The 24998-nt window shown below is 66.4% G+C and carries 23 protein-coding genes; 15 read left to right on the top strand and 8 right to left on the bottom strand.

The features are described 5' to 3' along the window. Positions 1–5: 5 nt before the first annotated feature. Together uvrY and K2O50_RS09840 are read right to left on the bottom strand one after the other, a co-directional pair. Positions 6–644, bottom strand: coding sequence for a UvrY/SirA/GacA family response regulator transcription factor (gene uvrY, locus K2O50_RS09845; protein ID WP_028692526.1), 639 nt, complete (start codon positions 642–644; stop codon positions 6–8). A 63-nt stretch (positions 645–707) separates the two neighbouring features. Continuing rightward, positions 708–1097, bottom strand: coding sequence for a helix-turn-helix domain-containing protein (locus tag K2O50_RS09840; protein ID WP_028692527.1), 390 nt, complete (start codon positions 1095–1097; stop codon positions 708–710). A 568-nt stretch (positions 1098–1665) separates the two neighbouring features. Here K2O50_RS09840 and K2O50_RS09835 point away from each other — a divergent pair. The 11 genes from K2O50_RS09835 to K2O50_RS09785 all read left to right on the top strand — a co-directional run bounded on the left by K2O50_RS09835 (position 1666) and on the right by K2O50_RS09785 (position 15805). After that, a complete protein-coding gene (locus K2O50_RS09835) occupies positions 1666–2973 on the top strand; it encodes a nucleotide sugar dehydrogenase (RefSeq protein ID WP_050704746.1) in 1308 nt (435 codons plus the stop codon). 96 nt (positions 2974–3069) lie between these two features. After that, on the top strand, positions 3070–4560 hold the full coding sequence (locus K2O50_RS09830; protein ID WP_050704749.1) for a glycosyltransferase: 1491 nt from the start codon (positions 3070–3072) through the stop codon (positions 4558–4560). A gap of 16 nt (positions 4561–4576) precedes the next feature. Further along, positions 4577–5740: a PilZ domain-containing protein gene (locus K2O50_RS09825; protein ID WP_050704745.1), complete on the top strand. Its 1164-nt coding sequence runs from the start codon at positions 4577–4579 to the stop codon at positions 5738–5740. Between the two features lie 9 nt (positions 5741–5749). Beyond that, a complete protein-coding gene (locus K2O50_RS09820) occupies positions 5750–7198 on the top strand; it encodes a hypothetical protein (protein ID WP_050704744.1) in 1449 nt (482 codons plus the stop codon). Further along, complete coding sequence (locus K2O50_RS09815) at positions 7195–8640, top strand: alginate export family protein (RefSeq protein WP_050704743.1); 1446 nt, start codon at positions 7195–7197, stop codon at positions 8638–8640. The genes K2O50_RS09820 and K2O50_RS09815 overlap by 4 nt, the downstream gene beginning before the upstream one ends. Before the next feature lie 12 nt (positions 8641–8652). Then, positions 8653–10080: an MBOAT family protein gene (locus K2O50_RS09810; protein ID WP_050704742.1), complete on the top strand. Its 1428-nt coding sequence runs from the start codon at positions 8653–8655 to the stop codon at positions 10078–10080. Between the two features lie 9 nt (positions 10081–10089). Then, on the top strand, positions 10090–11184 hold the full coding sequence (locus K2O50_RS09805) for an alginate O-acetyltransferase (RefSeq protein ID WP_050704741.1): 1095 nt from the start codon (positions 10090–10092) through the stop codon (positions 11182–11184). Positions 11185–11202: 18 nt separating this feature from the next. After that, positions 11203–11832, top strand: a complete 630-nt coding sequence (locus K2O50_RS09800; protein WP_050704740.1) for an alginate O-acetyltransferase AlgF — start codon at positions 11203–11205, stop codon at positions 11830–11832. Positions 11833–11862: 30 nt separating this feature from the next. Then, positions 11863–13257 (top strand): alginate O-acetyltransferase AlgX-related protein, encoded by a 1395-nt coding sequence (locus K2O50_RS09795; protein WP_050704739.1) that lies wholly within the window; start codon positions 11863–11865, stop codon positions 13255–13257. A gap of 14 nt (positions 13258–13271) precedes the next feature. Next, complete coding sequence (locus K2O50_RS09790; RefSeq protein WP_256205970.1) at positions 13272–14357, top strand: polysaccharide lyase; 1086 nt, start codon at positions 13272–13274, stop codon at positions 14355–14357. 14 nt (positions 14358–14371) lie between these two features. Next, positions 14372–15805 carry a right-handed parallel beta-helix repeat-containing protein gene (locus tag K2O50_RS09785; protein ID WP_052896370.1) on the top strand — a complete coding sequence of 478 codons (1434 nt, stop codon included), beginning with the start codon at positions 14372–14374 and terminating at the stop codon, positions 15803–15805. 141 nt (positions 15806–15946) lie between these two features. Here the strand turns inward: K2O50_RS09785 and K2O50_RS09780 are convergent, their stop codons facing one another. Further along, complete coding sequence (locus tag K2O50_RS09780) at positions 15947–16378, bottom strand: GNAT family N-acetyltransferase (protein ID WP_050704737.1); 432 nt, start codon at positions 16376–16378, stop codon at positions 15947–15949. Next, on the bottom strand, positions 16368–16754 hold the full coding sequence (locus K2O50_RS09775; RefSeq protein WP_050704736.1) for a DUF488 domain-containing protein: 387 nt from the start codon (positions 16752–16754) through the stop codon (positions 16368–16370). Before K2O50_RS09775 ends, K2O50_RS09780 begins: the two co-directional genes overlap by 11 nt. Before the next feature lie 128 nt (positions 16755–16882). On the opposite strand from K2O50_RS09775, the gene K2O50_RS09770 reads away from it, so the two are divergent. Next, positions 16883–18499, top strand: a complete 1617-nt coding sequence (locus tag K2O50_RS09770; protein WP_050704735.1) for an inorganic phosphate transporter — start codon at positions 16883–16885, stop codon at positions 18497–18499. Positions 18500–18603: 104 nt separating this feature from the next. On the opposite strand, the gene K2O50_RS09765 is transcribed toward K2O50_RS09770, so the two are convergent. The 3 genes from K2O50_RS09765 to K2O50_RS09755 all read right to left on the bottom strand — a co-directional run bounded on the left by K2O50_RS09765 (position 18604) and on the right by K2O50_RS09755 (position 20409). Then, on the bottom strand, positions 18604–19299 hold the full coding sequence (locus tag K2O50_RS09765; protein ID WP_050704734.1) for a glutathione S-transferase N-terminal domain-containing protein: 696 nt from the start codon (positions 19297–19299) through the stop codon (positions 18604–18606). 30 nt (positions 19300–19329) lie between these two features. Beyond that, positions 19330–19845 carry a GNAT family N-acetyltransferase gene (locus K2O50_RS09760; RefSeq protein ID WP_050704733.1) on the bottom strand — a complete coding sequence of 172 codons (516 nt, stop codon included), beginning with the start codon at positions 19843–19845 and terminating at the stop codon, positions 19330–19332. A 66-nt stretch (positions 19846–19911) separates the two neighbouring features. Beyond that, positions 19912–20409, bottom strand: a complete 498-nt coding sequence (locus K2O50_RS09755) for a PaaI family thioesterase (protein WP_050704732.1) — start codon at positions 20407–20409, stop codon at positions 19912–19914. 213 nt (positions 20410–20622) lie between these two features. Here K2O50_RS09755 and K2O50_RS09750 point away from each other — a divergent pair, with 213 nt between their 5' ends. After that, complete coding sequence (locus tag K2O50_RS09750; RefSeq protein ID WP_220690006.1) at positions 20623–21873, top strand: aspartate aminotransferase family protein; 1251 nt, start codon at positions 20623–20625, stop codon at positions 21871–21873. 3 nt (positions 21874–21876) lie between these two features. On the opposite strand, the gene K2O50_RS09745 is transcribed toward K2O50_RS09750, so the two are convergent. After that, positions 21877–22179: a hypothetical protein gene (locus K2O50_RS09745; RefSeq protein ID WP_050706483.1), complete on the bottom strand. Its 303-nt coding sequence runs from the start codon at positions 22177–22179 to the stop codon at positions 21877–21879. Positions 22180–22365: 186 nt separating this feature from the next. Here K2O50_RS09745 and K2O50_RS09740 point away from each other — a divergent pair, with 186 nt between their 5' ends. Further along, the gene (locus K2O50_RS09740; protein ID WP_050706484.1) at positions 22366–22794 is read left to right on the top strand and encodes a hypothetical protein; all 429 of its coding nucleotides are present in this window, start codon (positions 22366–22368) and stop codon (positions 22792–22794) included. A gap of 68 nt (positions 22795–22862) precedes the next feature. Continuing rightward, entirely contained in the window at positions 22863–24977 is a 2115-nt protein-coding gene (gene fusA, locus K2O50_RS09735) for an elongation factor G (protein WP_050706485.1), read from the top strand. Positions 24978–24998 lie beyond the last annotated feature (21 nt).

The following is a 24998-nucleotide window of genomic DNA, read 5'->3' as shown; positions in this document are numbered from 1 at the left end:
TGTGCTTACAGACTTGCGTCGACCATACCGTGGCGGACAGCCAGCAAGGTCAGTTCGACGTCGCTGGTGACCGAGAGTTTTTCGAAGATTCGATAACGGTAAGTATTGACGGTCTTGGGGGACAGACACAACTTGTCAGAGATGATCTGCACCTTCTGGCAGCCGACGATCATCAGCGCAATCTGGATTTCCCGCTCGGACAGCGCGTCGAACGGCGAGCCCTGGGGCTGGAACGACTTGAGCGCCAGCTGCTGGGCGATCTGCGGGCTGATGTAGCGCTGGCCGGCGAAGGCCAGGCGGATTGCCTGGACCATTTCGTCGAGCCCGGCGCCCTTGGTGAGGTAGCCCGCGGCACCCGCCTGCAACAGGCGGGTGGGGAACGGGTCTTCCTCGCACACGGTCACCGCGACCACCTTGATGTCCGGATGGCTGCGCAACAACTTGCGCGTGGCTTCCAGACCACCGATCCCTGGCATCTTCACGTCCATCAGGACCACGTCCGGCTTGAGCTCGCGGGCCAGCTTGAGGGCGGACTCGCCAGAGTCCGCCTCCCCCACCACCTGCAGCCCGTCGATGTCGGCCAGCATGCGTGTGATGCCGGTACGCACCAGATCGTGATCGTCGACCACCAGGACCCTAATCAAGCAGACACCTCGTCAGTGGGGCGATTGGATCCCGCCACCTTAACAAAATTTTTCACAACGAACCTAGCGCAAAGCGTCATGGAAATATGCCTGCCGGTCAGGCCGCCGAATACGCAGCACTTGCGCCCCGCCCTCCTCGCCCGCCAGGCGGTTGAGCAGGTGCCAGACCGCGGCCTGGTCGGCCGAGGGCAGGCGGCGGAACGCGTCGAGCAGACGGTTCTCGTCGGACGTGAGGCTGTCCAGCGGCGCGGGGGTGTGCACGCCGCTCAGTACGTAGAGCGCATCGACGCCCTTGCTGGCGACCGCCGCGAGGTAGTCCATGCGCGGCGTGCGTTCGCCGCTTTCGTATTTGCCCTGGGCGTTGGGCTCGACCCCACCGATGTCGCCAAAGATACGCTGGGTCAGCCCCAGGCGTTCGCGCTCTTCTCTGAGTCGCGGACCGAATCCGTTCATCTGCTTGCCTCCTTTGCATGAATGGAAGAAGGGTGCATCCCGCACCCGAGTGAATGCCTGCGCAGTCGTCCGGCACTATGCCAATTGGATCCAATCCTTGCAAGCCATCATTGCGCCACAGTCGGACGGCTGGGGGACATGGAAGCGCCCGACGACAGACGAAAATAGCACTTCCAAGAATCAGAAAAATCACCCAAGCCAGTAAAAAAGCGTACATCGAAGCACCACTGAAACGGCGGAAAACATGGCGAAAAGCGCCATTTTGGCGTCATTTTATCGGCACAAACAAGCATATCGATTTTTTGACGCCTAACTTTTATCTAACTTTAACTCATTGTTTTATAAGTAATTTTTAACTTTCTCACAGCGCATTTAGAATTTATCAAAACAACAACACAACAAAGCTTGCCGAACTATCAGAAAACTCCTTAGGATGTAAAAAGACCACCAAGAAACAGCCTGCATCGCTATATATCTAGCGCGGCCTGATCCTGCGCGTCTGGCATTTTCAAAACTTCTGAACTGAGTATCTCGGCCGGCCTTGCGCCGCGCCTGGGGAGAGGGATCTATGAACATCAGTATCTTCGGACTTGGCTATGTGGGAGCGGTCTGCGCCGGCTGCCTGTCGGCACGCGGACACCAGGTACTGGGGGTGGACGTCGCCCAGGCGAAGATCGACATGATCAACCAGGGCCGCTCGCCCATCGTCGAGCCGGGCCTGGAGCAGCTGCTGCTCGACGGCGTGCGCCAGGGTCGCCTGCGCGGCACCACCGATGTCCAGGCGGCGATCCTGGCCACTGAACTGTCGTTGCTGTGCGTCGGCACGCCGAGCAAGGCCAACGGCGACCTCGACCTGGTGTACATGGAAGCGGTGTGCCGGGAGATCGGCGCGGCCCTGCGCGACAAGGCCAGCCGCCATACCGTGGTGGTGCGCAGCACGGTGCTGCCGGGCACGGTGAAGAACGTGGTCATCCCGCTCCTCGAGCAGGCTTCGGGCAAGCAGGCCGGGCGCGATTTCGGCGTGGCGGTCAACCCGGAATTCCTGCGTGAAAGCACGGCGATCCAGGACTACGACTTCCCGGCCATGACCGTGATCGGCGAACTCGACAGCCGCTCGGGCGACCTGCTCGCCGCGCTGTACGAAGGCCTCGACGCCCCGGTGATCCGCAAGTCGATCGAGGTCGCCGAGCTGATCAAGTACACCTGCAACGTCTGGCACGCCACCAAGGTCAGCTTCGCCAACGAGATCGGCAACATCGCCAAGGCCTCGGGGGTCGACGGCCGCGAGGTGATGGACGTGGTCTGCCAGGACTACAAGCTCAACCTGTCGCGCTACTACCTGCGCCCGGGCTTCGCCTTCGGCGGCTCGTGCCTGCCCAAGGACGTGCGCGCCCTCACCTACCGCGCCAGCCAGCTGGACGTGGCGCACCCGCTGCTGGCCTCGATCATGGACAGCAACCGCAACCAGGTGCGCAACGCCTTCGACCTGGTGACCCGGGCCGGCAAGCGCCGCATCGCCCTGCTCGGGCTGGCCTTCAAGGCCAACAGCGACGACCTGCGCGAAAGCCCGCTGGTGACCCTGGCCGAACAACTGATCGGCAAGGGCTACGACCTGCGCATCTTCGATGCCAACGTCGACCACGCCCGTCAGTTCGGCGCCAACCGCCAGTACATCGAGCAGCAGATCCCCCATGTCAGCGCCCTGCTGCGCAGCGACCTGCAGCAGGTGATCGACGAGGCCGAGGTGATCGTGCTGGGCAACAACGACGAGCGCTTCGTCCAGGCCCTGGACGTCGGCAACGGCAAGCAGGTGATCGACCTGGTCGGCTTCATGGCCGGCAGCAGCGACGCCCAACGCCACGGCATCTGCTGGTAAGGCACGCCGCCGCCCGCCGTCACGGCGGGCCCCGACCCAAGGAGCTACAACGCCATGGAACGACAGCAACAGCGGCCTTTCGCGGCCCCGGCGTACATGCGCGCGGCGGCCGGCTTCTGCGCCTGGGCGCTGCTCGCCGGGCTGATCGCCCTGGCCGCGCAGATGGTCGCGCCACAGTACCTGGACCCGAGCCACCACCAGTTCATCTTCATCATCGGCACCCTGGGCTTGTGGCGCTACGGTAATGCCATCGTCCACTACCTGCGTGGCATGTACTTCCTCCACTGGCGCTTCCCGCGCCTGCGCCGCCGGGTCGAGCGCCTGGGTGACGCGGCCTTGCCGTCGCACATGTTCATGGTGGTGACCAGCTTTCGCATCCCCACCCACACCACCTTCAAGGTGTACCAGTCGGTGTTCCAGGAGGTGCAACGGCTGAAGGTGCCGTGCACGGTGATCGCCTCGATCGTCGAGAAAGGCGACGAGCAGTTCATCAAGGACATCATGCGCGACGAGGTGCAGGGCCGCGACGATATCGGCCTGGTAATCGTCCGCGCCCGCGGCACCGGCAAGCGCGATGGCCTGGCCCACGCCTTCCGCGCGCTGTCGCGGCAGATGCCGCTGGACGACGCGGTGGTCGGCGTGGTCGACGGCGACACCATGATGCTGCCCGGCTGCGTCGAGCGGGCGGTCAAGCTGTTTGCCGTGCTGCCCGACGTCGGCGGCCTGACCACCAACGAGTTCTGCGAGGTCGAGGGCAGCCGCTGGATGCGCCAGTGGCACTCGATGCGTTTCGTCCAGCGGCACATCAACATGTGCTCGATGGCCCTGTCGCACCGGGTGCTGACCCTCACCGGTCGGTTGTCGTTCTTCCGCGCCGGGGTGATGACCGACCCGGACTTCATCCGTGACGTCGAGGCGGATTTTCTCGAGCACTGGCGCCTGGGCCGCTTCCAGTTCCTCACCGGCGACGACAAGTCGAGCTGGCTGAGCCTGATGCGTGCCGGCTGGGACACCTTCTACGTGCCCGACAGCCACACCCTGACCGTCGAGCACCCACCCAGCGACAGTTTCTGGGTGGCCACCCGCCAGCTGATGTTCCGCTGGTACGGCAACTCGCTGCGGCAGAACTTCCGCGCCACCGCCCTGCTCGGCCGCGCGCGCCTGGGGCTGTTCACCCTGTACGTGCTGCTCGACCAGCGGGTGTCGATGTGGACCTGCCTGATGGGCCTGACCGCTTCGGTGGTGGCCGGCCTGGTGTTCGGCATCCAGTACCTGCTGGTGTACCTGTTCTGGGTGCTGGTCTCGCGCAGCCTGGTGACGGTGCTGTTCGTCTTCGCCGGGCACCCGGTCAGCCCGATGTACCCGTTCGTTCTCTATTACAACCAGATCGTCGGTTCGCTGATGAAGGTCTACGCGATGTTCCACATGGACCAGCAACGCTGGACGCGGCAGAAGACCACCCTGGCCACCGGCAGCGTCGACTTCGACGCCAGCCTCAACCGCTGGTCCTCGAAGGCGATGCTGTGCTCCTCGATCGCCATCTTCTTCGGGGTCATCACCGTTCTCCTGGAACTCACGCAACGTTAAGGAAAGGCGCCTGCACATGAGTACTTCGAATACCCCGGCGGCCCCGGGCAAGACCGCCGCCAACATCGTCCACGAAGCCATCGACGAGCGTCAGTACGTGCGCACCCGCATGCACGCCCGGGTGCGCCTGTCCGGCGCCGGACGCGAACCGTTCGAGGCCGACCTTGCCGATATCTCGCTGGGTGGCATCGGCCTGCTGCACGAGGCGCCGCTGACCGTCGGCGCGCTGTACGACGCCTCGATCCAGCTGCGCCTGAACCAGGTGGACCTGTCGATCGACGGCAAGGTGCGCATCGTCTCCCAGCGCGGCAAGGAGGTCGGCGCGCAGTTCGTCGACCTCGACGCGCAGAAGCGCGACATCCTGCGCTACCTGATCAGCGCCTACCTGTCGGGCGAAGTCGCCGACATCAACGGCCTGTTCAACGTGATGCAGCGCGAGAACTACATCAAGGCGCGCAAGCACCAGCAGGCCAGCGCCCGCACCCCGGCCGAGCGCCTCAAGGCCGTGGCCGGCACCGCGCTGTACGCCGCCGCCGGCCTCGCCGCCCTGGGCTTCGTCGGCTACAAGGGCTACCTGCTGTTCTTCCGTGTTCCGGCGCTGCAGGCCACGGTGGCCGGCAATGCCCAGGTCATCAGCATGCCGGACAACGGCTACGTGAAGTACCTGCTTCCGGCCGGCGCCAGCGAGGTGCAGGCCGGCCAGCCGCTGGCGAACATCTCCACCCAGCTGGCCACCAGCTTCACCAGCCCGGCGGACATGAAGGCCCTGGCCGACCTCGCCCCGGGCGACCTGCAGGCGCTGCTGGGCCGCGCCAGCGTCGAGACGGTGATCAACAGCCCGTGCGACTGCCAGGTCTGGTACCCGTCGCCGCCGCTGGACGGCTATGGCTACAAGGCCGCGCCGATGATGCACCTGCTGCCGAAGAACGAGGGCTTGTTCGTGCGCGCCAACGTGCCGTTCGACAAGCTCGCCGATGTCGGCCGCGTGCGCTCGGTGGACATGCAGGTGTTCGGCCTCGACCAGCACTTCAGCGGCACGGTGGTCGACGCCCGCTCCGACGAGCTGAACCACAACCTGGCGCTGACCATCCAGCCGGACAGCCCACTGCCGGCGGCGGCCTACCAGAAGGCCGTGGCGGTCGACCTGTACCTGGGCCTGCCGTTCGGCAGCGGCAACTGAGGGCCGCTCATGAACGCCAAGAACGCCCCGCGCCTGTTGCTGGTCGGCCTAAGCCTGGCCTGGGCCGGCAGCGGCTGGGCCGGGCAGAGCCTGGAGCAGATCCGCTACGCGCTGTACAAGGACCCGAGCGCCGACGTCACGAGCGACCTGCGCGCCCTCGCCGAGCGCGGCGACCTGGCCTCCAAGCAGCTGCTCGGCGATGTGCTGGCCAACAGCGACAGTGCCAACCGCCAGGACATCGTGAGCCTGTACCAGGAGGCCTTCGCCGACGGCCACGGCCAGATCCCGGCGCTGGCCTCGCTGGCGCGCCTGCTCGACCGCACCCCGCGCCTGCAGCGCAGTCACGAAGCGTGGGTGCGCCAGGCCCTGGCCCGTTACCCCAACGACCGTGATCCGCGCAGCACCAGCACTAGCCTGGAGGTGTTCCTGGTCTATCCGCAGCTGTTCCCCGGCGAGCGCGCCGGCGAACTGCTGACGCTTTACGAACAGAGCTGCCTGCTCAACTGCCGTCCTGAGCTGTACCGCGCCGTGGTCGCCGAGCGCCAGGGCGACCGCGCCGCCGCCGAGCGCTGGTACCGGCAGGCGGCACGCATCGACCCGCGCGGCATCGAGCGCTACTACCGCTTTCTTGGCGAGCGCCAGGACCCGGCCTTCCTCGCCTTCGCCCGCAGCCTGGAGCCGGAGATGGCCAGCCTGCCGGTGGAGGTGGTGCAGCGCATCGGCGCGCTGCTGGACAGCATCCATGGCACCACCCGCGCCGAGCTGGACGCCGAGCGCGAGCAGCGCCAGAGCCGCGCCATGGGCCCCAAGGTCGAGCCGACGCCCGAGCAACTGGCCCGCGACAAGGCCAACGACCAGCTGCGCGCCGACGGCATCGCCGAGGCCCAGCGCTGGCTGGACAACGCCGTCGCCCGTGGCTACCTGCCGGCACAGGTGTCCAAGGCCAACTTCATGATTTCCAACCCCACCGAGCACAACGCCGAGCAGACCCAGGCGCTGATCGCCCAGGTGCGGGCCAAGGACCCGACCCGGGCCAAGGCGCTGGACGCGGCGTTCTACATGGTCAACAACTGGCTGACCCTGGATCCGCAAAAGTCCCAGGCGCTGATCGACGAACTGATCGCCGCCCATTATCCCGACGCGCAGCTACTGCTGGGCGACCTGTACAGCAAGGGCGGCCTCGACCAGCCCGACCAGGAACGCGCCCTGGCCATCTGGCAGCGACAGGCCGAGCAGGGTTCGACCGCGGCCTGGTACCGCATGGCCACCGTGCACCTGCGCGGCCGCGCCATCTGCCACGACCCGGTCAAGGCCTACACCTATGCCCGCATCGCCCTCGACCTGGGCGAGACCCGCGCCCGCGGCCTGATCAAACGGCTGGACAAGACCTTGCCCAAGGATGACATCGAGCGCGCCCTGGCCGCGCGCAACGATCTGTTGAAGGAGGCCACCCTGTGAAAGCCCATCCATCCCTGCTCGGCGCCCTGCTCGCCCTGGCGCCCCTGGCGGCGCTGGCGGGCGAGGAAGTCACCGGCCCCGAGGCCGACAGCAGCGCGCCGGTGCGCGTCACGGCCGTTGACGGCAGCGAGCCGGTGATCACCTCGGAGTTCTTCAACAAGCTCACCGTGCAGACCGGCTACGGGCCGGCAGACTCCCAGGTCGGCCGCGACCGCGAAAGCTTCTACAGCCTGCGCTACGAGCCGTCGTTCGCCTGGTACTCGCCGGAAAAACGCTGGGCCAGATGGATGGTCTACGGCCGCCTGTGGCTGAACTACGACTCCAGTCAGTCGAGCAACCTGGCCAACGAGTCGACCAACAACAATGAACGCGAGCAACCCGAGGGCTGGTACGCCGAGCTGCGCGAGCTGTACGTCAAGCGCAACCTGATCGGCGACGACCCGCGCTTCTCGCTGTCGTTCGGTCGCCAACGGTTCTACGACGACTACGGTATCTGGTGGGACGACAGCCTGGAGTCGCTGCGCTTCAACTACCAGGACACCTTCAGCGACGCCTTCGTCGCGGTCGGGCAGAAATTTCGCAATTACAACACTGACGTCAATTCGCTGGCCGCAAGCGAAGCGCGCACGCTGTACCTGATGGGCCAGTACGCCTATCGCTGGAGCCCGAACAACCAGGTCGGCGTGCGTCTGATGCAGGAGAACGACCGCAGCGGCCACGATGTCGACGACCGCTACGACTTCAAGGGTTGGCGCTACGGGTTGTTCTTCAAGGGCGACAACCTGCCGCTGGCCAGCGACTACCACCTGGAACTGGCGGCGCTGGACGGCACGATGGACAACACCGCCGGCAACGGCGTCACCAGCACCGGCCACGGCAGCCGCGGCTGGGCGGTGCTGGGTGAGGTCGGCAAGCGTTTCGAGACCTTGCCCTGGACCCCGCGCGTGGCCCTGCGCGGCGGCCTGACCGACAAGCCGGACGACGACAACGACGGCTTCCGGCTCAACCCGATCCAGTCCGACCGCATCACCCGCCAGGGCTCGTACAGCACGCGCCTGACCAGCTCGTTCGTCGCCCTCGACCTGCGCAACCTGAGCTACTACGGCTTGGCCCTGGAGACCCGGCCCACGGCGCGCAGCGCCCTGGACCTGCGGGTGACCCAGCTCAACCTGCGCGATGAAGGCGGCGCCCTGCCGATCCGCATGGCCGCCGATGTCCGCGCCCGGCGCCAGAGCGAACTGAACGCCGGCCGGCACGGCAAGGGCGACAACGTCGGCCAGATGATCGACCTCAACTACTACTGGAAGATGTTCCCGGTAGCCCTCGACGGCAAGCACTTGGACGTCAACACCCTGGTCAGCGCCAGCTACCTCAACGCAGGCAGCGCGCTGGACAGCGGCGACGACTACCAGCTGAGTGTCGGCGTGGTGATCAGCTACTAAGGACCGGCCAGCATGATCTTCGCCTCCAACGTCTTCCTGTTCCTCTACCTGCCGCTGTTCCTGGCCATCTACTACCTGGCCCGGCCGCAGTGGCGCTCGCTGGTGATCGTCGCCGCCAGCTATGTGTTCTACGCCTGGTGGCGCCCGGACTTTTTGCTGCTGTTCGTCGCCATCACCGCCTGGAACTACGGCTTCGGCCTGTTCATCAAGGCGCGCCTGGACGCCGGCGACAAACGCCGCGCCCTGCGCCTGCTGTGGCTCGGCGTGGCCGGCAACCTGGCAACACTGGGCTACTTCAAGTACGCCAACTTCGGCGCCGAGGTGCTGGCCCTGCTGCTGGCGCCGCTGGGCATCAATACCTGGACCCTGGAGAACATCTTCCTGCCGCTGGGCATCTCGTTCTACGTGTTCCATGCGCTGAGCTACATCGTCGACATCTACCGCAAGGACGCCACGCCCACCCGCAGCTTCATCGACTTTGCCGCCTTCGTCGCGCTGTTCCCGCACCTGGTGGCGGGGCCGATCCTGCGCTACAGCCAGCTCGCGCCGCAGCTGCGCCAGCGCAGCCACTCGCTGGAGCTGTTCTCGCTGGGCGTGTGCCGCTTCATGCTCGGTTTCATCATGAAGGTGCTGATCGCCGACCGCCTGGCGCCGATCAACGTGCTGTTCGTCGGCGAAGGCACCCTGCAGTTCAGCGATGCCTGGTTCGGCCTGGTGGTCTCGACCCTGCAGCTGTACTTCGACTTCGCCGGCTACAGCCACATGGCCCTGGGCCTGGCGCTGATGATGGGTTTGCGCTTCCCGGAAAACTTCAACCAGCCCTATGTGTCGCAGAGCATCACCGAGTTCTGGTCGCGCTGGCACATGACCCTGGCGCATTTCCTGCGCGACTACGTGTACCTGCCGCTGGTGCGCAAGCGCGTGGCCGGCGCCCTGCCGGCGCTGGTGTGGACCATGCTGCTGTCGGGCCTGTGGCACGGCGCCAGTTTCGCCTTCATCTGCTGGGGGCTGTTCTTCGGTATCGGCATGGTGCTGGAGCGCAGGTTCAACCTCGCGACCAAGGTCACCACGCCCTACCACCTGGGCCGCAACCTGCGCACCGCGCTGCTGATCATCCTCAGCATGCCGCTGTTCTTCACCATGGACCTGCGCCACAGCCTGCAGATCTACCAGGCGCTGCTGGGCTTCAATGGTTTCGGTTCGCTGGAACTCTACGTGCTCGGCGCCTCGAAGATGGCCATGGCCTTCGCCCTGGTGGCGGTCGCCTGGCTGATCCTGGCCGGGATCAACAACGTGCGCTTCTACGCCGGCAACAAGGAAGGCTACTTCATGCGTCACGTCGGCGTGCTGCACAGCCTGCTGCTGTGGGGGGGCTTTCTGCTGGCGCTGAGCAGCCTGGCGGCCAGTTCGTTCTCGCCGTTCCTGTATTTCCAGTTTTAGGAGAGTGCCATGTACCCGGTGATGAATTCGGCCGGCAAGGCCAACGGTGTGGTCTTCGCCCTGGCGCTGGCGGCGATGTTCATCTACTCGCTGCCGCCGGTGCTGAGCTTCGCCCGCGCCCAGACCGACAGCTGGAACCTGTTCGTCGACGGCAAGCTGCTGCGCAAGTTCGAACAGGTCTACGACCAGCGCCTGTTCCTGCGCGAGCCTTCGCAGCGGCTGTGGGCCGACGCCCAGTTCCAGCTGTTCGGCGAGGGCACCAAGGGCGTGGTGCTGGGCAAGGACGGCTGGCTCTACACCAACCAGGAATACCGCGTGCCCAACGACCTGGACGCCAGCCTGGCGAGCCAGCTGGAGCAGATCGTCAAGGTCCAAAGGCAACTGGCCGAGCACGGCAAGCACCTGGTGCTCCTGCCGCTGCCGATGAAGCTGGATATCTACGCCAGTCACGCCGCGCACGCCTTCGACCCGCGGGTGCACAGCCTCTACGACCGCTTCGTCGCCGACCTGCAGCTACGCCGGCTGGACGTGGTGCCGCTGCGCGACGCCTACCTGCGCAACCTGGCCGGCCCACGGCTGTTCCTAAAGTCCGACACCCACTGGAGCCCGGACGGCGCGCGCCTGTCGGCCTATGAGCTGGCCCGTCAGCGCCCGCAGTTGCTCGGCGACCAGGTGTACGTGTCACGCAAGGCCGGCGACAAGACGGTCAAGGGCGACCTGATGAACTACCTGCAGTTCGACCATGCGCGCCTGGCGCCGCAGTTCGGCCCCAACCCGATCGAGCTGTACGAGACCCTCCAGGCCGAACAGGACAGCGACGCGCTGTTCGCCGAGCAGACGCAAAGCCTGCTGCTGGTGGGCACCAGCTACAGCAAGATCGACGACTGGAACTTCGTCGGGTTCCTCAAGGAGGCGCTCAACCGCGACCTGCTGTCCATCGCCGTGGAGGCCCGCGGGCCGTTCGAGGCAATGAACCAGTTCCTCGCCGGCGACCAATTGCAGAACCCGCAGATCGACACCGTGGTCTGGGAGTTCCCCCTGCGCACCCTGTTGGCCCACCGTCCCGGCGCGCTGGCCCGCAGCGCCCAGCCCGGGCATTTCTGACGTCCCTAGGAGAACCTGATGAAGCTTTCGCCCCTGTTCACCGCCCTGGCCCTGGCTGCCACCAGCCACGCCGCCCTGGCCGCCGAAGGCAATGCCGACCTGTACGACGCCGTGGCCCCGGCGGATTCTGCGTTCGTGCGTGTGCTCAATCTGTCCGACAACAACGTTGATGTGGCCCTCAGCGGCAAGCTCAACCCGCAGAAGGTCGCCCCCGGTCAGCTCAGCGGCTACCGCTTCGTGCCGGCCGGCGTGCACAGGATCGGCATCGGCGCCAAGGCCATCGAACCGACCCTGGCGGCCAACGCCGCCAGCACCGTGGTCTACGACGGCAAGCAGCTGCAGTTGATCGCCGACCAGTACGTCAACGAGCCGAAGAAGGCCCAGGTGGCCTTCTACAACCTGACCCCGGCCCAGGCCACGCTGCGCACCGCCGACGGCAAGCACGAGGTGGTCAAGGCCCTGGCCAGCGGCCAGACCGGCGCGCGCATGGTCAACGAGATCAAGATCGACTTCGCCGCCTATGTCGGTGGCCAGGAAGTGGCCAGCTTCGACGAGCTGTTCCTCAAGAAGGGCCGCTCGTACAGCTATGTGCTGCTGCCAGGCAACCGCAGCCTGAGCCTGGCCAACAGCATCGACCCGACCGAGTGACGCCGTGCCGCACGCAAGGATGACTGGCCCATGAACACCCTCCTCCCCCTCGGCCTCGCGGCCACCCTGGCTCTGCTCGGCGTGCAGGCAAAGGCCGCCGAACCCGCCCGGCCCGGCTGCGAAAACCTGCAGTGCATGGTCTGCCCGGCCCTGGCCGAACCGCAGCACTATGCCGAAGGGCGCATGAAGCTGATGCGCCAGATCGTCCCCGGCAAGGAGCGCTGGCTGTTCCGCTCGAGGGTCGACCTGACCAATGACTTCGGCATTCCCGCGCCCATGCGTCCGGAGTTCGCCCGACTGATGGACGCGTTCCACCGCCAGGGCATCCAGGTGGCCATGGCGATCCAGCCGACCCGCGGCCTGATGCACCGCGACAAGCTCTATGCCGATCAACTGCACGGGTTCGACTACGAGCGCGCCAGCCGCAACCTCGACAGCTACCTGGGGCAGCTGCGCCAGGCCGGCGCGGTGGTGGCACCGATGATGCAGCTGGTGCGCCAGCCGCCCCAGGGCGAATACTTCTTCCGCCGCGACCACCACTGGACCCCGAGCGGCGCCGAGGCGACGGCCAGGCTCATGGCCGAGGAGATCCGCCGCCAGCCGTTCTACGAAGGCCTGACCAGGAAGCGCTACAGCACCGAGCCCGGCGTGATGGTGCCCAAGGACGGCACCCTGAACCTGGCCCTGAGCTACATTTGCGGCAACAACTACGGTTTCCAGTACGTTCGCGGCTACCAGACCGTGCCGGTGGCCGACAGCAGCGACGCGCTGTTCGACGAGGCGCCCGACCCCGAGGTGATCCTGGTTGGCGACAGCAACGCCGCGGCCCGAGAGGACGAGAGCAAGCAGTTCAACTTCGACGGCTACCTGAAACAGTACCTGGAGGCGGATGTCCTCAACTACGCCCTGCCCGGCGTGGGCGAGGACGGCTCGCTGCTGGAGTACCTGCTGTCCGCCGACTACAAGCCCGAGGCGCCGCCCAAGCTGATCGTCTGGGAGCTGCCGGCCAACTACCGTCTGGATTCGCCGTTGATGTACCGCCAGTTGGTACCGGCGATACACGGCGGCTGCAAGGCGTCCAGGGAAATCCTTGGCACGAAACTGCAGCGTCCGCCACTCAAGGTCGGCGAGCGCATCGAACTGCTGAGCAATGCCGGTGGCGCCCGGCAGGCCGTGTCCAAGGGCTTTCTCGATATCCGCCTGAGCGACAGGAGCGTCAAGGACTTCTACATCATCGTCTATTACGACAATGGCGCCCGCGACAAGGTGTGGTTCCGCCGCGAGGCGGCCGTAAGCGGCGGCCAGTACTACCTGGAACTGAGCAAGGCCCCCGAGTTCGCCGGAGCCAACCTGCTCTCGGTATTCCTCGAACCGACCAAGGCCGGCACCGCCGCCACCGATGTGGAGACCCGCCTGTGCCTGTGAAACCGGCCCCTGGGGTGCTCCTGCTACTTGCAATCGCCCTGCTACCCCTCCCCACCCACGCGGCTCAATCGATCTGGCCCGCCCGCGCCACCGCGCAATCGGCCATGATCGCCGACTACCGCACCCTGACCTGCAGCAAGGCGCCGCCACCGCCCTATACCGGCAGTCTGCGCCTGCAAAGCAAGTACGACCCGCGCGACGCCAGCAAGTCCACCCTGCGCGCCAGCCCCGACGCCGACAGCGAGCGGGTCGCCCGGCAGCTCAAGCAGTTCGTCGGCGGCCTGATCCAGGCCGGCAAGCGCTTCCAGAGCGCCAGCAAGCCGCAGCAGGCCAACATGGCCCTGGCCTGCCAGGACCAGTGGCTGGAGCACTGGGCGCAAGCGGGTGCCCTGCTCGACCCGGATGCCAGCAACACCGGCATGGCCGCGCGCAAGTGGGCCCTGGCGGCCATGGCCGGCGCGGTACTGCTGACCCAGGCGGCGGCCGACGGCAAGGCGCCGTTCAGCCCCGCGCAACGACGCTGGTTCACCCAGCTCGGCGAGCAGGTGATCCGCGAATACGACCCGCGCCGCCAGTCCACCACGGTCTACTTCAACAACCACGACTACTGGGCCGCCTGGGCGGTGGCCGCCGCCGGCATGCTGGTGGACCGCGACGACTTCATCCGCTGGGCCGACGGCAATCTGCGCCGGGGCCTGGCCCAGGCCGTGCGCCATGGCGACCAGGCCTACCTGCCGCTGGAGGTGGCACGCAGCAAGCTGGCCGCCAACTACAGCCAGTACGCCCTGGTGCCGCTGGTGCTGCTCGGCGAATCGGCCCGGGCCAACGGCCTGGCCTGGAGCGAGGACGACCAGCTCACCCTCGACCAGTTGGCCACCTTCGCCGCCCGCAGCGTGCTCGCCCCGGACTCCCTGCCCCAGCTCAAGGGCCAGCGCCAGGCCGACGTCGCGCCCTACAAGCTGGCCTGGCTGATCCCGTTCCTGGCCCGCCGCCCCGATCATGCCCTCGCCCGCCAGCTCTACGACAGCGAGGACGGCGAAGTGGACAACTACAGCCAGATCGGCGGCCCGCTCAAGCCGGCCTACCCCAACCTGCCTTGATCAAGGACGCTCCCATGGTACCGTTCAGCCGCATTTCCCTCACCTGCCTGGCCGCCCTGCTGCTGGCGGCGACCGCCCAGGCCGCGCCGGTGCTGGACACATTGCCCCAGGCGCAGTATCAGCAGCAGCTGGAGCAACTGCGCCACCAGGCCCGCCAGGCGGTGACCTTCGAGCAGGCGCGCCGTCCGCCACCCTCAGGCCGCGCCAGTGTCAGCCTGCAACCGATGTTCTCGTCCCAGGCCGGCAGCTGGCCGTTCGAGCCGTTCGTCAACAACGGCCTGTTCCGCGCCATCGCCGGCTACCAGGCGCATCACCCCCAGGCCGTGGTGCTGCGCGGTGGCAGCATCACCCTGGCGCAGCTGCATGATGCGCTGCACGACCCACGGGTCCTCAAGCGCTACAAGGACGGCTACCTGCTCAGCTACCCGTTGATGATCGGCGCCGATGCCGGCCTGCGGCTGGAGGGCACGAGCCTCTACCTGTACAGCTTCTCCGGCACCGCGCTGATCAACCAGGGCTGGCTGGGGCTGAACCGGTCAACGCTGGAGAGCGTGGCCGGTGACAAGCCCGGCAACACCGACCGCGCCTGGCGGCCCTTCGTGGTGACCTGGGCTGGCAGCCATACCGAAGTGATCGGCTCGACGCTCAAACGTCTGGGCTACAACGCCAACCTGTCACGCGGCCTGAGCACCGCGCTCAGCACCCAGCAGCCGGGCAGCACGCGTCCCGCCACGCTGCTGGTGGAGGCCAGCCATTTCAGCGAGCTGTCCAGCGCGGTGGAGCTGCAGCACAGCCAGGCGACCGTCGTCGACAGCCGTTTCGAAGGCTCGCAGCAGTACGCCATCGACGCCCGTGACAGCCAGCTGAGCCTGCGTGGCAACCAACTGCGCGGCGTCGACAACAACAGCGGCGTGCGCCTGCGTGGCCAGACCCGGGCATTGGTCGAAAACAACCTGATCCTCGGCGCCGCCAAGGCCGCCATCGAGATCAGCGACCAGCACGGCGCCGTGCTGCTGGCCGGCAACCGCATCGGCGACAGCCGTGGTCATGGCATCCAGTTGCGCAACCTCGCGCCCACGGCCCAATCCCCGCTGCTGATCGACGGCAACCTGCTGGCCAGCAGCCAGGGCAGCGCGGTGGACGCCAGCGAGGTCTCGGGCCTGACGCTGGTGGGCAACCGGATCGGCAATACGCCGGAGTACGCCATCAGCCTGCGCAACACGACGCCACAGCCCGGGCCGCTGGTGATCAGCGACAACCGCCTGGGACAGGTGGGCAAGGCCGTGGTACGGGTGGAGGGGGTGCGCGAGGTCGAGTTGGGGGGCAATCGCTTCGATGGCAAGGCGCTGTTGCAGAACCTGCTGGCCGGCGACCTGCTGGCGTTGCAGGGGCCGGCGCTGGAGGCGATGCTGGTTCAGGGGCGGATGGTCAGGGTGCGCCAGGACTGAAATACACCGCCCCCTGTAGGAGCGGCCTTGTGCCGCGAAAGGGGCGCGGAGCGGCCCCAGGAGTTCAGCGTTAAAGCAAAGATCGCCGGGGCCGCGTTGCGCCCCTTTCGCGGCGCAAGGCCGCTCCTACACAGGATCGCGTCAGGGTACCGGGCGCTGCATCCGCACGAAGCACTCGTCCATCCCAACCTCGACGAACCCTCGACGCTGGTACAGGCGCCGCGCCGGATTGCTGCTGAACACCATCAACCGCAGCCAGGGCAACCCGCGCTGCGCGGTCCAGCCGGCCAACTGCTCCAGCACCCAACCGCCCACTCCCCGACCGCGCTGCTCGGGCAGCAGGTGCAGTTCGCGGATATACAGCGCCTGGCGGTCCTGGCTGAGGCTGCAAAAGCCCAGCACCCGGTCGTCCTCGACCACCAGCCACTGTTCGCGCCAGCCCCAGGCTTCGTCGAAGGCTTCTTCGATCCACAACAGATCGAATTCGCGGTAATACGGCAGCATGGCGCGGCGCGTGAGGTCACGGGCGAACGTGAGGTGTTCGTCGCTGGCGGGAATCAGTTCAAGGGGCATAGCACACCGGCGAACTGGCCGGGCCACGGCGCTCCAGTTCGTCCTCGAGCCACCGGGCCAGGACCTGGGCGTTGTTGTGCTCGGTGTCCTTGCCGGCATACAGCAAGGTCAGGTCGCCTTTGCCGGCCAGGTCCAGCAGCGGGTACCAGTGCTCGGGGTGGGCGGCCAGTTCCTGCTGGTAGCGCCGGGTGAAACCGGCAAAGTCGAATTCGCCGGCGTGATAAGCCTTGCGCAGTGCGTCGGACGGCGCCACTTCGCGTAGCCACTGCCCATGCAGGTCTTCCTTGCGCGTGTTGCGCGGCCACAGACGATCGACCAGCACGCGCTGGCCATCCTCGTCCCCGGCCGCCTCGTAGACGCGTTTACAGCGAATCATGCAGCACTCCTGCAACATCGTTCCCCAGACAGCCTAGGGCCTTCATTGATCGAGGTCACGCCCTGGTAACGAATTGTTTCTATGCTGAATACCTTCGGCACCACCGCCCGACGCCAACCGGAGCCCTCATGGCAACCCCGTCCCTGGCCAGCCAGTCCGACCTGACCCTGCCCAGCCCGCGCCCTCACCTTGCCCACAAACCCGGACGCGCCACCCTCACCCTGTTCTTCGGCCTGCTGCTGGCCGGCCTGGCCTACACCTTCTGGAGCCTCAAACAGGATGTCAGCGCCAGCGGCACCGTGGTCACCACCGTCACCCCCTTCCTGCTGCTGGGCCTGGCCCTGCTGATCGCCCTGGGCTTCGAGTTCGTCAACGGCTTCCACGACACCGCCAACGCCGTGGCCACGGTAATCTACACCCATTCGCTGCCGGCGCCGGTGGCGGTGGTCTGGTCGGGGTTGTGCAATTTCCTCGGGGTGCTGCTCTCCAGCGGCGCGGTGGCCTTCGGCATCATCGCCCTGCTGCCGGTGGAGCTGATCCTGCAGGTCGGCTCGTCGACCGGCTTCGCCATGGTCTTCGCCCTGCTGCTGGCGGCGATCATCTGGAACCTCGGCACCTGGTGGCTGGGCCTGCCGGCGTCGTCCTCGCACACCCTGATCGGCTCGATCATCGGCGTCGGCGTGGCCAACGCGCTGATGCACGGGCGCGACGGCACCAGCGGCGTGGACTGGACCCAGGCCAGCAAGGTCGGCTATGCCCTGCTGTTCTCGCCGCTGATCGGCTTCGCCTGCGCCGCCCTGCTGCTGCTCGCCCTGCGCGCGCTGGTCAAGCGCCGCGAGCTGTACCAGGCGCCAGAAGGCCAGACACCGCCCCCCTGGTGGATCCGTGGCGTGCTGATCCTCACCTGCACCGGCGTGTCGTTCGCCCACGGCTCCAACGATGGCCAGAAAGGCATGGGCCTGATCATGCTGATCCTGGTCGGCACCCTGCCGATGGCCTATGCGCTGAACAAGACCATGCCCAACGAGCAGGCCCTGCAGTTCTCGGCGGTCGCCGAGGTCACCCGCCAGGCCCTGGTGCGCGCCGCGCCAGCCCCCGCGCCGGCCGATCCGCGCCAGGTGCTGACCGCGTTCATCTCCGAGCACAGGGCCAGCGCCGAGCTGCTCCCGGCGCTGGCCGCGCTGACCGGCATGATCGGCGAGGAAGTCAAAGGCTACGGCTCGCTCAAGCGCGTGCCGGCCGAGGCCATGGCCAACGTGCGCAACGACATGTACCTGACCAGCGAGGCCATCCGCCTGATCGACAAGCACCAACTGGCCCGCTACGACGCCGACACCAGCCGCCATGTGCAACTGTTCAAGCGCCAACTGGACGACGCCACCCGCTATATCCCGCTGTGGGTCAAGGTGGCGGTGGCCATCGCCCTGGGCCTGGGCACCATGGTCGGCTGGCGGCGCATCGTGGTGACGGTGGGCGAGAAGATCGGCAAGACCCACCTGAGCTACGCCCAGGGCGCTTCGGCCGAGGTGGTGGCGATGTGCACCATCGGCGCGGCGGACATGTTCGGCCTGCCGGTGTCGACCACCCACGTGCTGAGTTCGGGCGTGGCCGGGACCATGGTGGCCAATGGGTCGGGGATCCAACGCAAGACGCTGGTCAACCTGCTGATGGCCTGGGTGCTGACCTTGCCGGCGGCGATGTTGCTGGCCGGGTGCTTGTACTGGCTGCTGAACCAGTTGTTTTGAGCCATGCGCATCGCCTGTGGGAGCGGGTTTACCCGCGAATGCGATGCTGGCTTCACCGCCGCATTCGCGGGTAAACCCGCTCCCACAGGATCGCGGATAGCTGCTTAACTCGGCACTTTCAGCCCGCGCTGGACCGCCGGGCGCTCGACGAACTTCGCCAGCACCCGCTGAACTTCCTTGAACTCATCGAACCCCACCAACTCGCGCGCGTTGTAGCGCTCCACCAGGTTGCGCACCCAAGGGAAGATGGCGATATCGGCGATGCTGTACGCATCGACCATCCACTCCCGCCCCTGCAGGTGGCGGTCGAGCACGCCCAGCAGGCGCTTGGACTCATTGACATAGCGGTCACGCGGCCGCTTGTCCTCGTAGTCCTTGCCAGCAAAGAAGTGGAAGAACCCCACCTGGCCGAACATCGGCCCGATGCCGCCCATCTGGAACATCAGCCACTGCAAGGTCTGGTAGCGCTGGGCAGGATCCTGGCTGAGCAACTGCCCGCTCTTCTCGGCCAGGTACTGCAGGATCGCCCCCGACTCGAACAACGGCAGCGGCTGACCACCAGGGCCATCGGGATCGAGGATTGCCGGAATCTTGTTGTTGGCGCTCAGGGAGATGAACTCGGGGCTCAGCTGGTCGTCGTTGTCGAAGCTGACCTTGTGCACCTCGTAGGGCAGGCCGATCTCCTCGAGCATGATCGAGACCTTGACGCCGTTGGGCGTGGCCAGCGAATACAGTTGCAGGCGCTCGGGATGCCGGGCCGGCCATTTGCGGGTGATGGGGAATACGGAAAGATCGGTCATGTTCGCGCCCTGAAGGTTGAGGGACTCAATTTAAAGACTGCCGGGCGTCCTGACCATCACCCAGTCTCGGTGCCGCTCGTCACCGCAGGGAAAGATCGCCTCGCCCACCTTGCGAAAGCCATTGCGCCCGTAGAACCGGATGGCCCTGGCGTTGAGTTCATTGACAGTCAGGCGGACCGAGCCACCAGTGTGGGCCAGGGTAGCCTCGAGCAGCGACTGCGCGGCACCTGTGCCGTGGGCGGCGGGCAGTACATAGCAGCGGGAAATCTCCACCAGATGATCGGCTGCGGCGATCCCCAGCTCACCGGGCGCCAGGTCGAGCATGCTATAGCCCAGGACCTGGCCATCCTGCTCGACCACCAATAGACGCTTGTGCGGGTGGCACAGGTGCGCCTGGAAATGCTCGGGCTGCAGGTTGTGGGCGATGTAGTGCTGCTGCGCCGCCGGAGTGCTGTCGGGCGGGCTGGCCAGGGCGAAGGTGGCCTGGCCGATGTGGCTCAGGACTGCACAATCGTCGCTGCGGGCCGGGCGGATCTGGTAGGGCATGGCAACATCCTGTCGGGCATCCGGATCACCCTCGACAATGCCAGCCCCTCCCAACCGGTGCAAGGTTCAGGCGTCGCCGTGGGCCTGGCGCTTGAGCTTCTCGGTATCGACCCGTACGAACACTGAATCGGCGGTAACGGTCAGCACATCCCCAGCCCAGACTTCGCAGATCACCCGGCTCTTACGCCCCACTTCGCCCTCGACCCGCGCCTTGAGCAGCAGCTCGACGCCCATCGGGGTGGGCTTGAGGTAGGTCAGGCTGAGTTGGCCGGTAACGCAGTCGATACGCGGCAGACTACCGGGCTCGCGGCCTTCGGCGCGGTAGTGATGGGCCATGGCGGTCCAGTTGGAGTGGCAATCGACCAGCATGGCCAGCAGGCCGCCGTAGACCAGGCCGGGCCAGCCGATGAAGGTCGGGTCGGGGGAATGACGGCACAGCAGGTGGACGCCGTCGTCATCCCAGTGACTCTGCACATGCAGGCCGCTGGGGTGGGAGCACCCACAGCCATAGCAGGTGCCATCAGGGGCGGCGAGTTGTTGCAGGGAGAGGGTTTGCTCGGTCATACGCGTCCTTGGCTTGTTGGAGTTGGGAAGGAGGCTGACTGCCGATGGTAGCGCCCTGCCCACTCCACGCCAATGAGTGCGGCCCCGAGGGCGGCACAGGCTACGCATCAAGTTCAGGAAGAAAACGAATGACGGCAATCGAATAATTCGTTTGCCGGATATATCCCCGCCACGCTTGGATACGACCTGACTCGAACAACAGGCCGCGTGCAGATGAATCAGGAAAGTATCAGCCAGTCCATCGCCATCGTTCACCCGATCACCCTTTCCCACGGCCGCAACGCCGAAGTCTGGGACTCCGCCGGCAAGCGCTACATCGACTTCGTCGGCGGTATCGGCGTGCTCAACCTGGGCCATTGCAACCCGGCGGTGGTCGAGGCCATCCAGCGGCAGGCCGCGCGCCTGACCCACTACGCCTTCAACGCCGCGCCCCACGGCCCCTACCTGAAACTGATGGAACGCCTGCGCCAGTTCGTCCCGCTCAGCTACCCGCTGGCGGGCATGCTGACCAACAGCGGCGCGGAAGCGGCGGAGAACGCCCTCAAGGTCGCCCGCGGCGCCACCGGCAAACGGGCCATCGTCGCCTTCGACGGTGGTTTCCACGGCCGTACCCTGGCCACCCTCAACCTGAACGGCAAGGTCGCCCCGTACAAGCAGCGCGTGGGCGAACTGCCCGGCCCGGTCTTTCACCTGCCCTACCCCAGCGCGGACACCGGGGTGAGCTGCGAGCAGGCGCTCACGGCCATGGAGCGCCTGTTCAGCGTGGAACTGGCGGTGGAGGACGTGGCCGCGTTCATCTTCGAGCCGGTGCAGGGCGAAGGCGGCTTCCTCGCCCTCGACCCGGCCTTCGCCCGGGTCCTGCGCCGGTTCTGCGACGAGCACGGGATCCTGATCATCATCGACGAGATCCAGTCCGGCTTCGGCCGAACCGGCCAGCGCTTCGCCTTCCCCCGGCTGGGTATCGAGCCGGACCTGTTGCTGTTGGCCAAGAGCATCGCCGGCGGCATGCCGCTGGGCGCGGTGGTCGGGCGGCGGGCGATCATGGACGCGCTGCCAAAGGGCGGGCTGGGCGGGACCTACTCGGGCAATCCGATCGCCTGTGCGGCGGCACTGGCGAGCCTGGAGCAGATGACCGACGCCAATATAACCACCTGGGGCGAACGGCAGGAACAGGCCATCGTGGCGCGCCATGCGCGCTGGAAAGCGTCGGGAAGGTGCGCCGCGCTCGGTCGCCTGACCGGCACCGGGGCCATGCGCGGGCTGGAGCTGGTCAACCCGGACGGTAGCCCTGCACCGGCGCAACTGGCCAAGGTGCTGGAGGCGGCGCGCGGCAGAGGTCTGTTGCTGATGCCCAGCGGCAAGGCGCGGCATATCATCCGCCTGCTGGCACCGCTGACCATTGAACCCGAGGTGCTCGAGGAAGGCCTGGATATCCTCGAGCAGTGCCTCATGGAGCTGGGCTGAGGGTTACAGGCCCAGTTCTTCCGGGGTAGGCATGTCACATTCGAAGGCGATCCAGCCGCCTTCGAGCTCGGCGTGGCCGTTGACGATCGGGCCGTAGTAGCTCAGGCCGTTCTCCAAGGTGACGCAGATGTGCGTGGCGCCTTTTTCCGGCGCCCCGAGCGTACCGACGAAATGCACCTTCTTCAGCACCTCGGTCACCGCCTCAAGGCCCACGCGCATGTTGGTGTTCTCCGAGGCCTCGGTGTCGCCCCCACGGTCTTCGGCGCTGATGGTCACGGTGGCGGTGTAGGGGTACTTGTTGCTCAAGCGGGGTTACCTCGGTTTTGAAGGGTTGGATTGCTGGCGCGTAGAGTACGGCAGGCGTTCCCGGTTGTCTCTACCGACCTCATCGCGGGGCAAGCCCGCTCCCACGCCCGCCATCGAGCATGGCCTCCCCTGCCCTGATCTGTTAGGGTGCCCGGCGATGCACGCCACACCACGCGAGGATACCGAGTGAGCGCCGAACAACCCCTGATCGCCGACCTGTTCGAGGTCGACAAACGCCTGACCCTCAAGCCCGTCGTGGACTTCAACGCCTACCTGCGCAACGCTTTCGGCGACGGCCCCTGCCGCTGCCACCGCTGCGTCGAGGGCAATGGCGACGAGAACGGCTACGAGCACCGTCACAGCTTCGAGCTGGAAGGCCGCACCCTGCACCGGCGCTTCGCCAGCACCGCCGGCAGCGATGTGCTGATGGCGCTGAAGAAGGCCTGGCTGTCCTACACCAAGGCCGAGCTGATCACCGTCGGCGCCCTGGACATGGCCACCCTCAAGTCGTTCACCGATACCGCCCTGCACGAACGCCTGCTGGCCCTGCTGCCGGCCAGCGGCCTGGCCCGCGAAAGCGAAGGCCAGTGGCAGCTGCAGGTGCTCGCCGACTGACGGTCGCCCCGGCAGGATTCTCCCGCTCTGCTACCTTGGGAGAATCCTCACCCACAGGTGATCCGACCATGGCCCGCACGACCCCTATCGAGCTGTACCGCAACATCGGTATCGTTGCCCACGTGGATGCCGGCAAGACCACCACCACCGAGCGAATCCTGTTCTACACCGGGGTCAACCACAAGATGGGCGAGGTGCACGACGGCGCCGCGACCATGGACTGGATGGCCCAGGAGCAGGAGCGTGGCATCACCATCACCTCGGCGGCCACCACGGCCTTCTGGCAAGGCTCGACCAAGCAGTTCGAGCACAAGTACCGCTTCAACATCATCGACACCCCCGGCCACGTCGACTTCACCATCGAGGTCGAACGCTCGTTGCGCGTGCTCGATGGCGCGGTGGTGGTGTTCAGCGGCGCCGACGGCGTCGAGCCGCAGTCCGAGACCGTATGGCGCCAGGCCAACAAGTACCATGTGCCGCGCCTGGCCTACATCAACAAGATGGACCGCCAGGGCGCCGACTTCCTGCGGGTGGTGAAGCAGATCGACCAGCGCCTGGGCCACCATCCGGTGCCGATCCAGCTGGCCATCGGCAGCGAGGAAAACTTCATCGGCCAGATCGACTTGGTGAAAATGAAGGCCATCTACTGGAACGACGCTGACCAGGGCACCAGCTACCGCGAAGAAGCGATCCCCGCCGAGCTGCAGGCCCTGGCCGACGAATGGCGTGCCCACATGATCGAGGCGGCGGCGGATGCCAACGAAGAGCTGACCCTGAAGTTCCTCGAAGGCGAGGAATTCACCACAGAGGAAATCAAGGCCGCCCTGCGCCAGCGCACCATCGCCAACGAGATCGTGCCGACCATCCTCGGCTCGTCGTTCAAGAACAAGGGCGTGCCGCTGATGCTCGACGCGGTGATCGACTACCTGCCCGCCCCCAGCGAGATCCCGGCGATCAAGGGCACCGACCCGGACGACGAGGAAAAACACCTGGAGCGTCACGCCGACGACAACGAGCCGTTCTCAGCCCTAGCGTTCAAGATCGCCACCGACCCGTTCGTCGGCACCCTGACCTTCGCCCGGGTGTATTCTGGCGTGCTCAGCTCCGGCAACGCCGTGCTCAATTCGGTCAAGGGCAAGAAGGAACGCATCGGCCGCATGGTGCAGATGCACGCCAACCAGCGCGCCGAGATCAAGGACGTGTGCGCCGGCGACATCGCCGCGCTGATCGGCATGAAGGACGTCACCACCGGCGACACCCTGTGCGACATGGACAAGCCGATCATCCTCGAACGCATGGACTTCCCCGACCCGGTGATCTCGGTGGCGGTGGAGCCCAAGACCAAGGGCGACCAGGAGAAGATGGGCATCGCCCTGGGCAAGCTGGCCCAGGAAGACCCGTCGTTCCGGGTCAAGACCGACGAGGAGACCGGCCAGACCATCATCTCCGGCATGGGCGAGCTGCACCTGGACATCATCGTCGACCGCATGCGCCGCGAGTTCAACGTCGAGGCCAACATCGGCAAGCCGCAGGTGGCCTACCGCGAGAAGATCCGCAACACCTGCGAGATCGAAGGCCGCTTCGTCCGCCAGTCCGGTGGCCGTGGCCAGTACGGGCACTGCTGGATTCGCTTCGCCCCGGGCGACGAAGGCAAGGAAGGCCTCGAGTTCATCAACGAAGTCGTCGGCGGCGTGGTGCCACGCGAGTACATCCCTGCGATCCAGAAAGGCATCGAGGAGCAGATGAAGAACGGCGTGCTCGCCGGCTATCCGCTGATCAACCTCAAGGCGGCGGTGTATGACGGCTCGTACCACGACGTCGACTCCAACGAGATGGCCTATAAGATCGCCGCTTCGATGGCCACCAAGCAGTTGTCGCAGAAAGGCGGCGCGGTGCTGCTGGAGCCGGTGATGAAGGTCGAGGTGGTGACGCCCGAGGAGTACCAGGGCGATATCCTCGGCGACCTGAGCCGGCGCCGGGGGATGATCCAGGACGGCGACGAGACTCCGGCCGGCAAGGTGATCCGTGCCGAGGTGCCGCTGGGCGAGATGTTCGGCTACGCCACCTCGATGCGCTCGATGACCCAGGGTCGGGCCAGTTTCTCGATGGAGTTCACCCGCTATGCCGAAGCACCGGCGAGCATCGCCGATGCCATCGTGAAGAAGAATCGCGGGGAGTCGTAGGGAGCACGCCCTCTGTAGGAG

The organism is Pseudomonas sp. 2hn (assembly GCF_019646095.1).
GTDB lineage: Bacteria > Pseudomonadota > Gammaproteobacteria > Pseudomonadales > Pseudomonadaceae > Aquipseudomonas > Aquipseudomonas peradeniyensis.
This window is presented reverse-complemented; position numbering and strand designations above follow the sequence as displayed.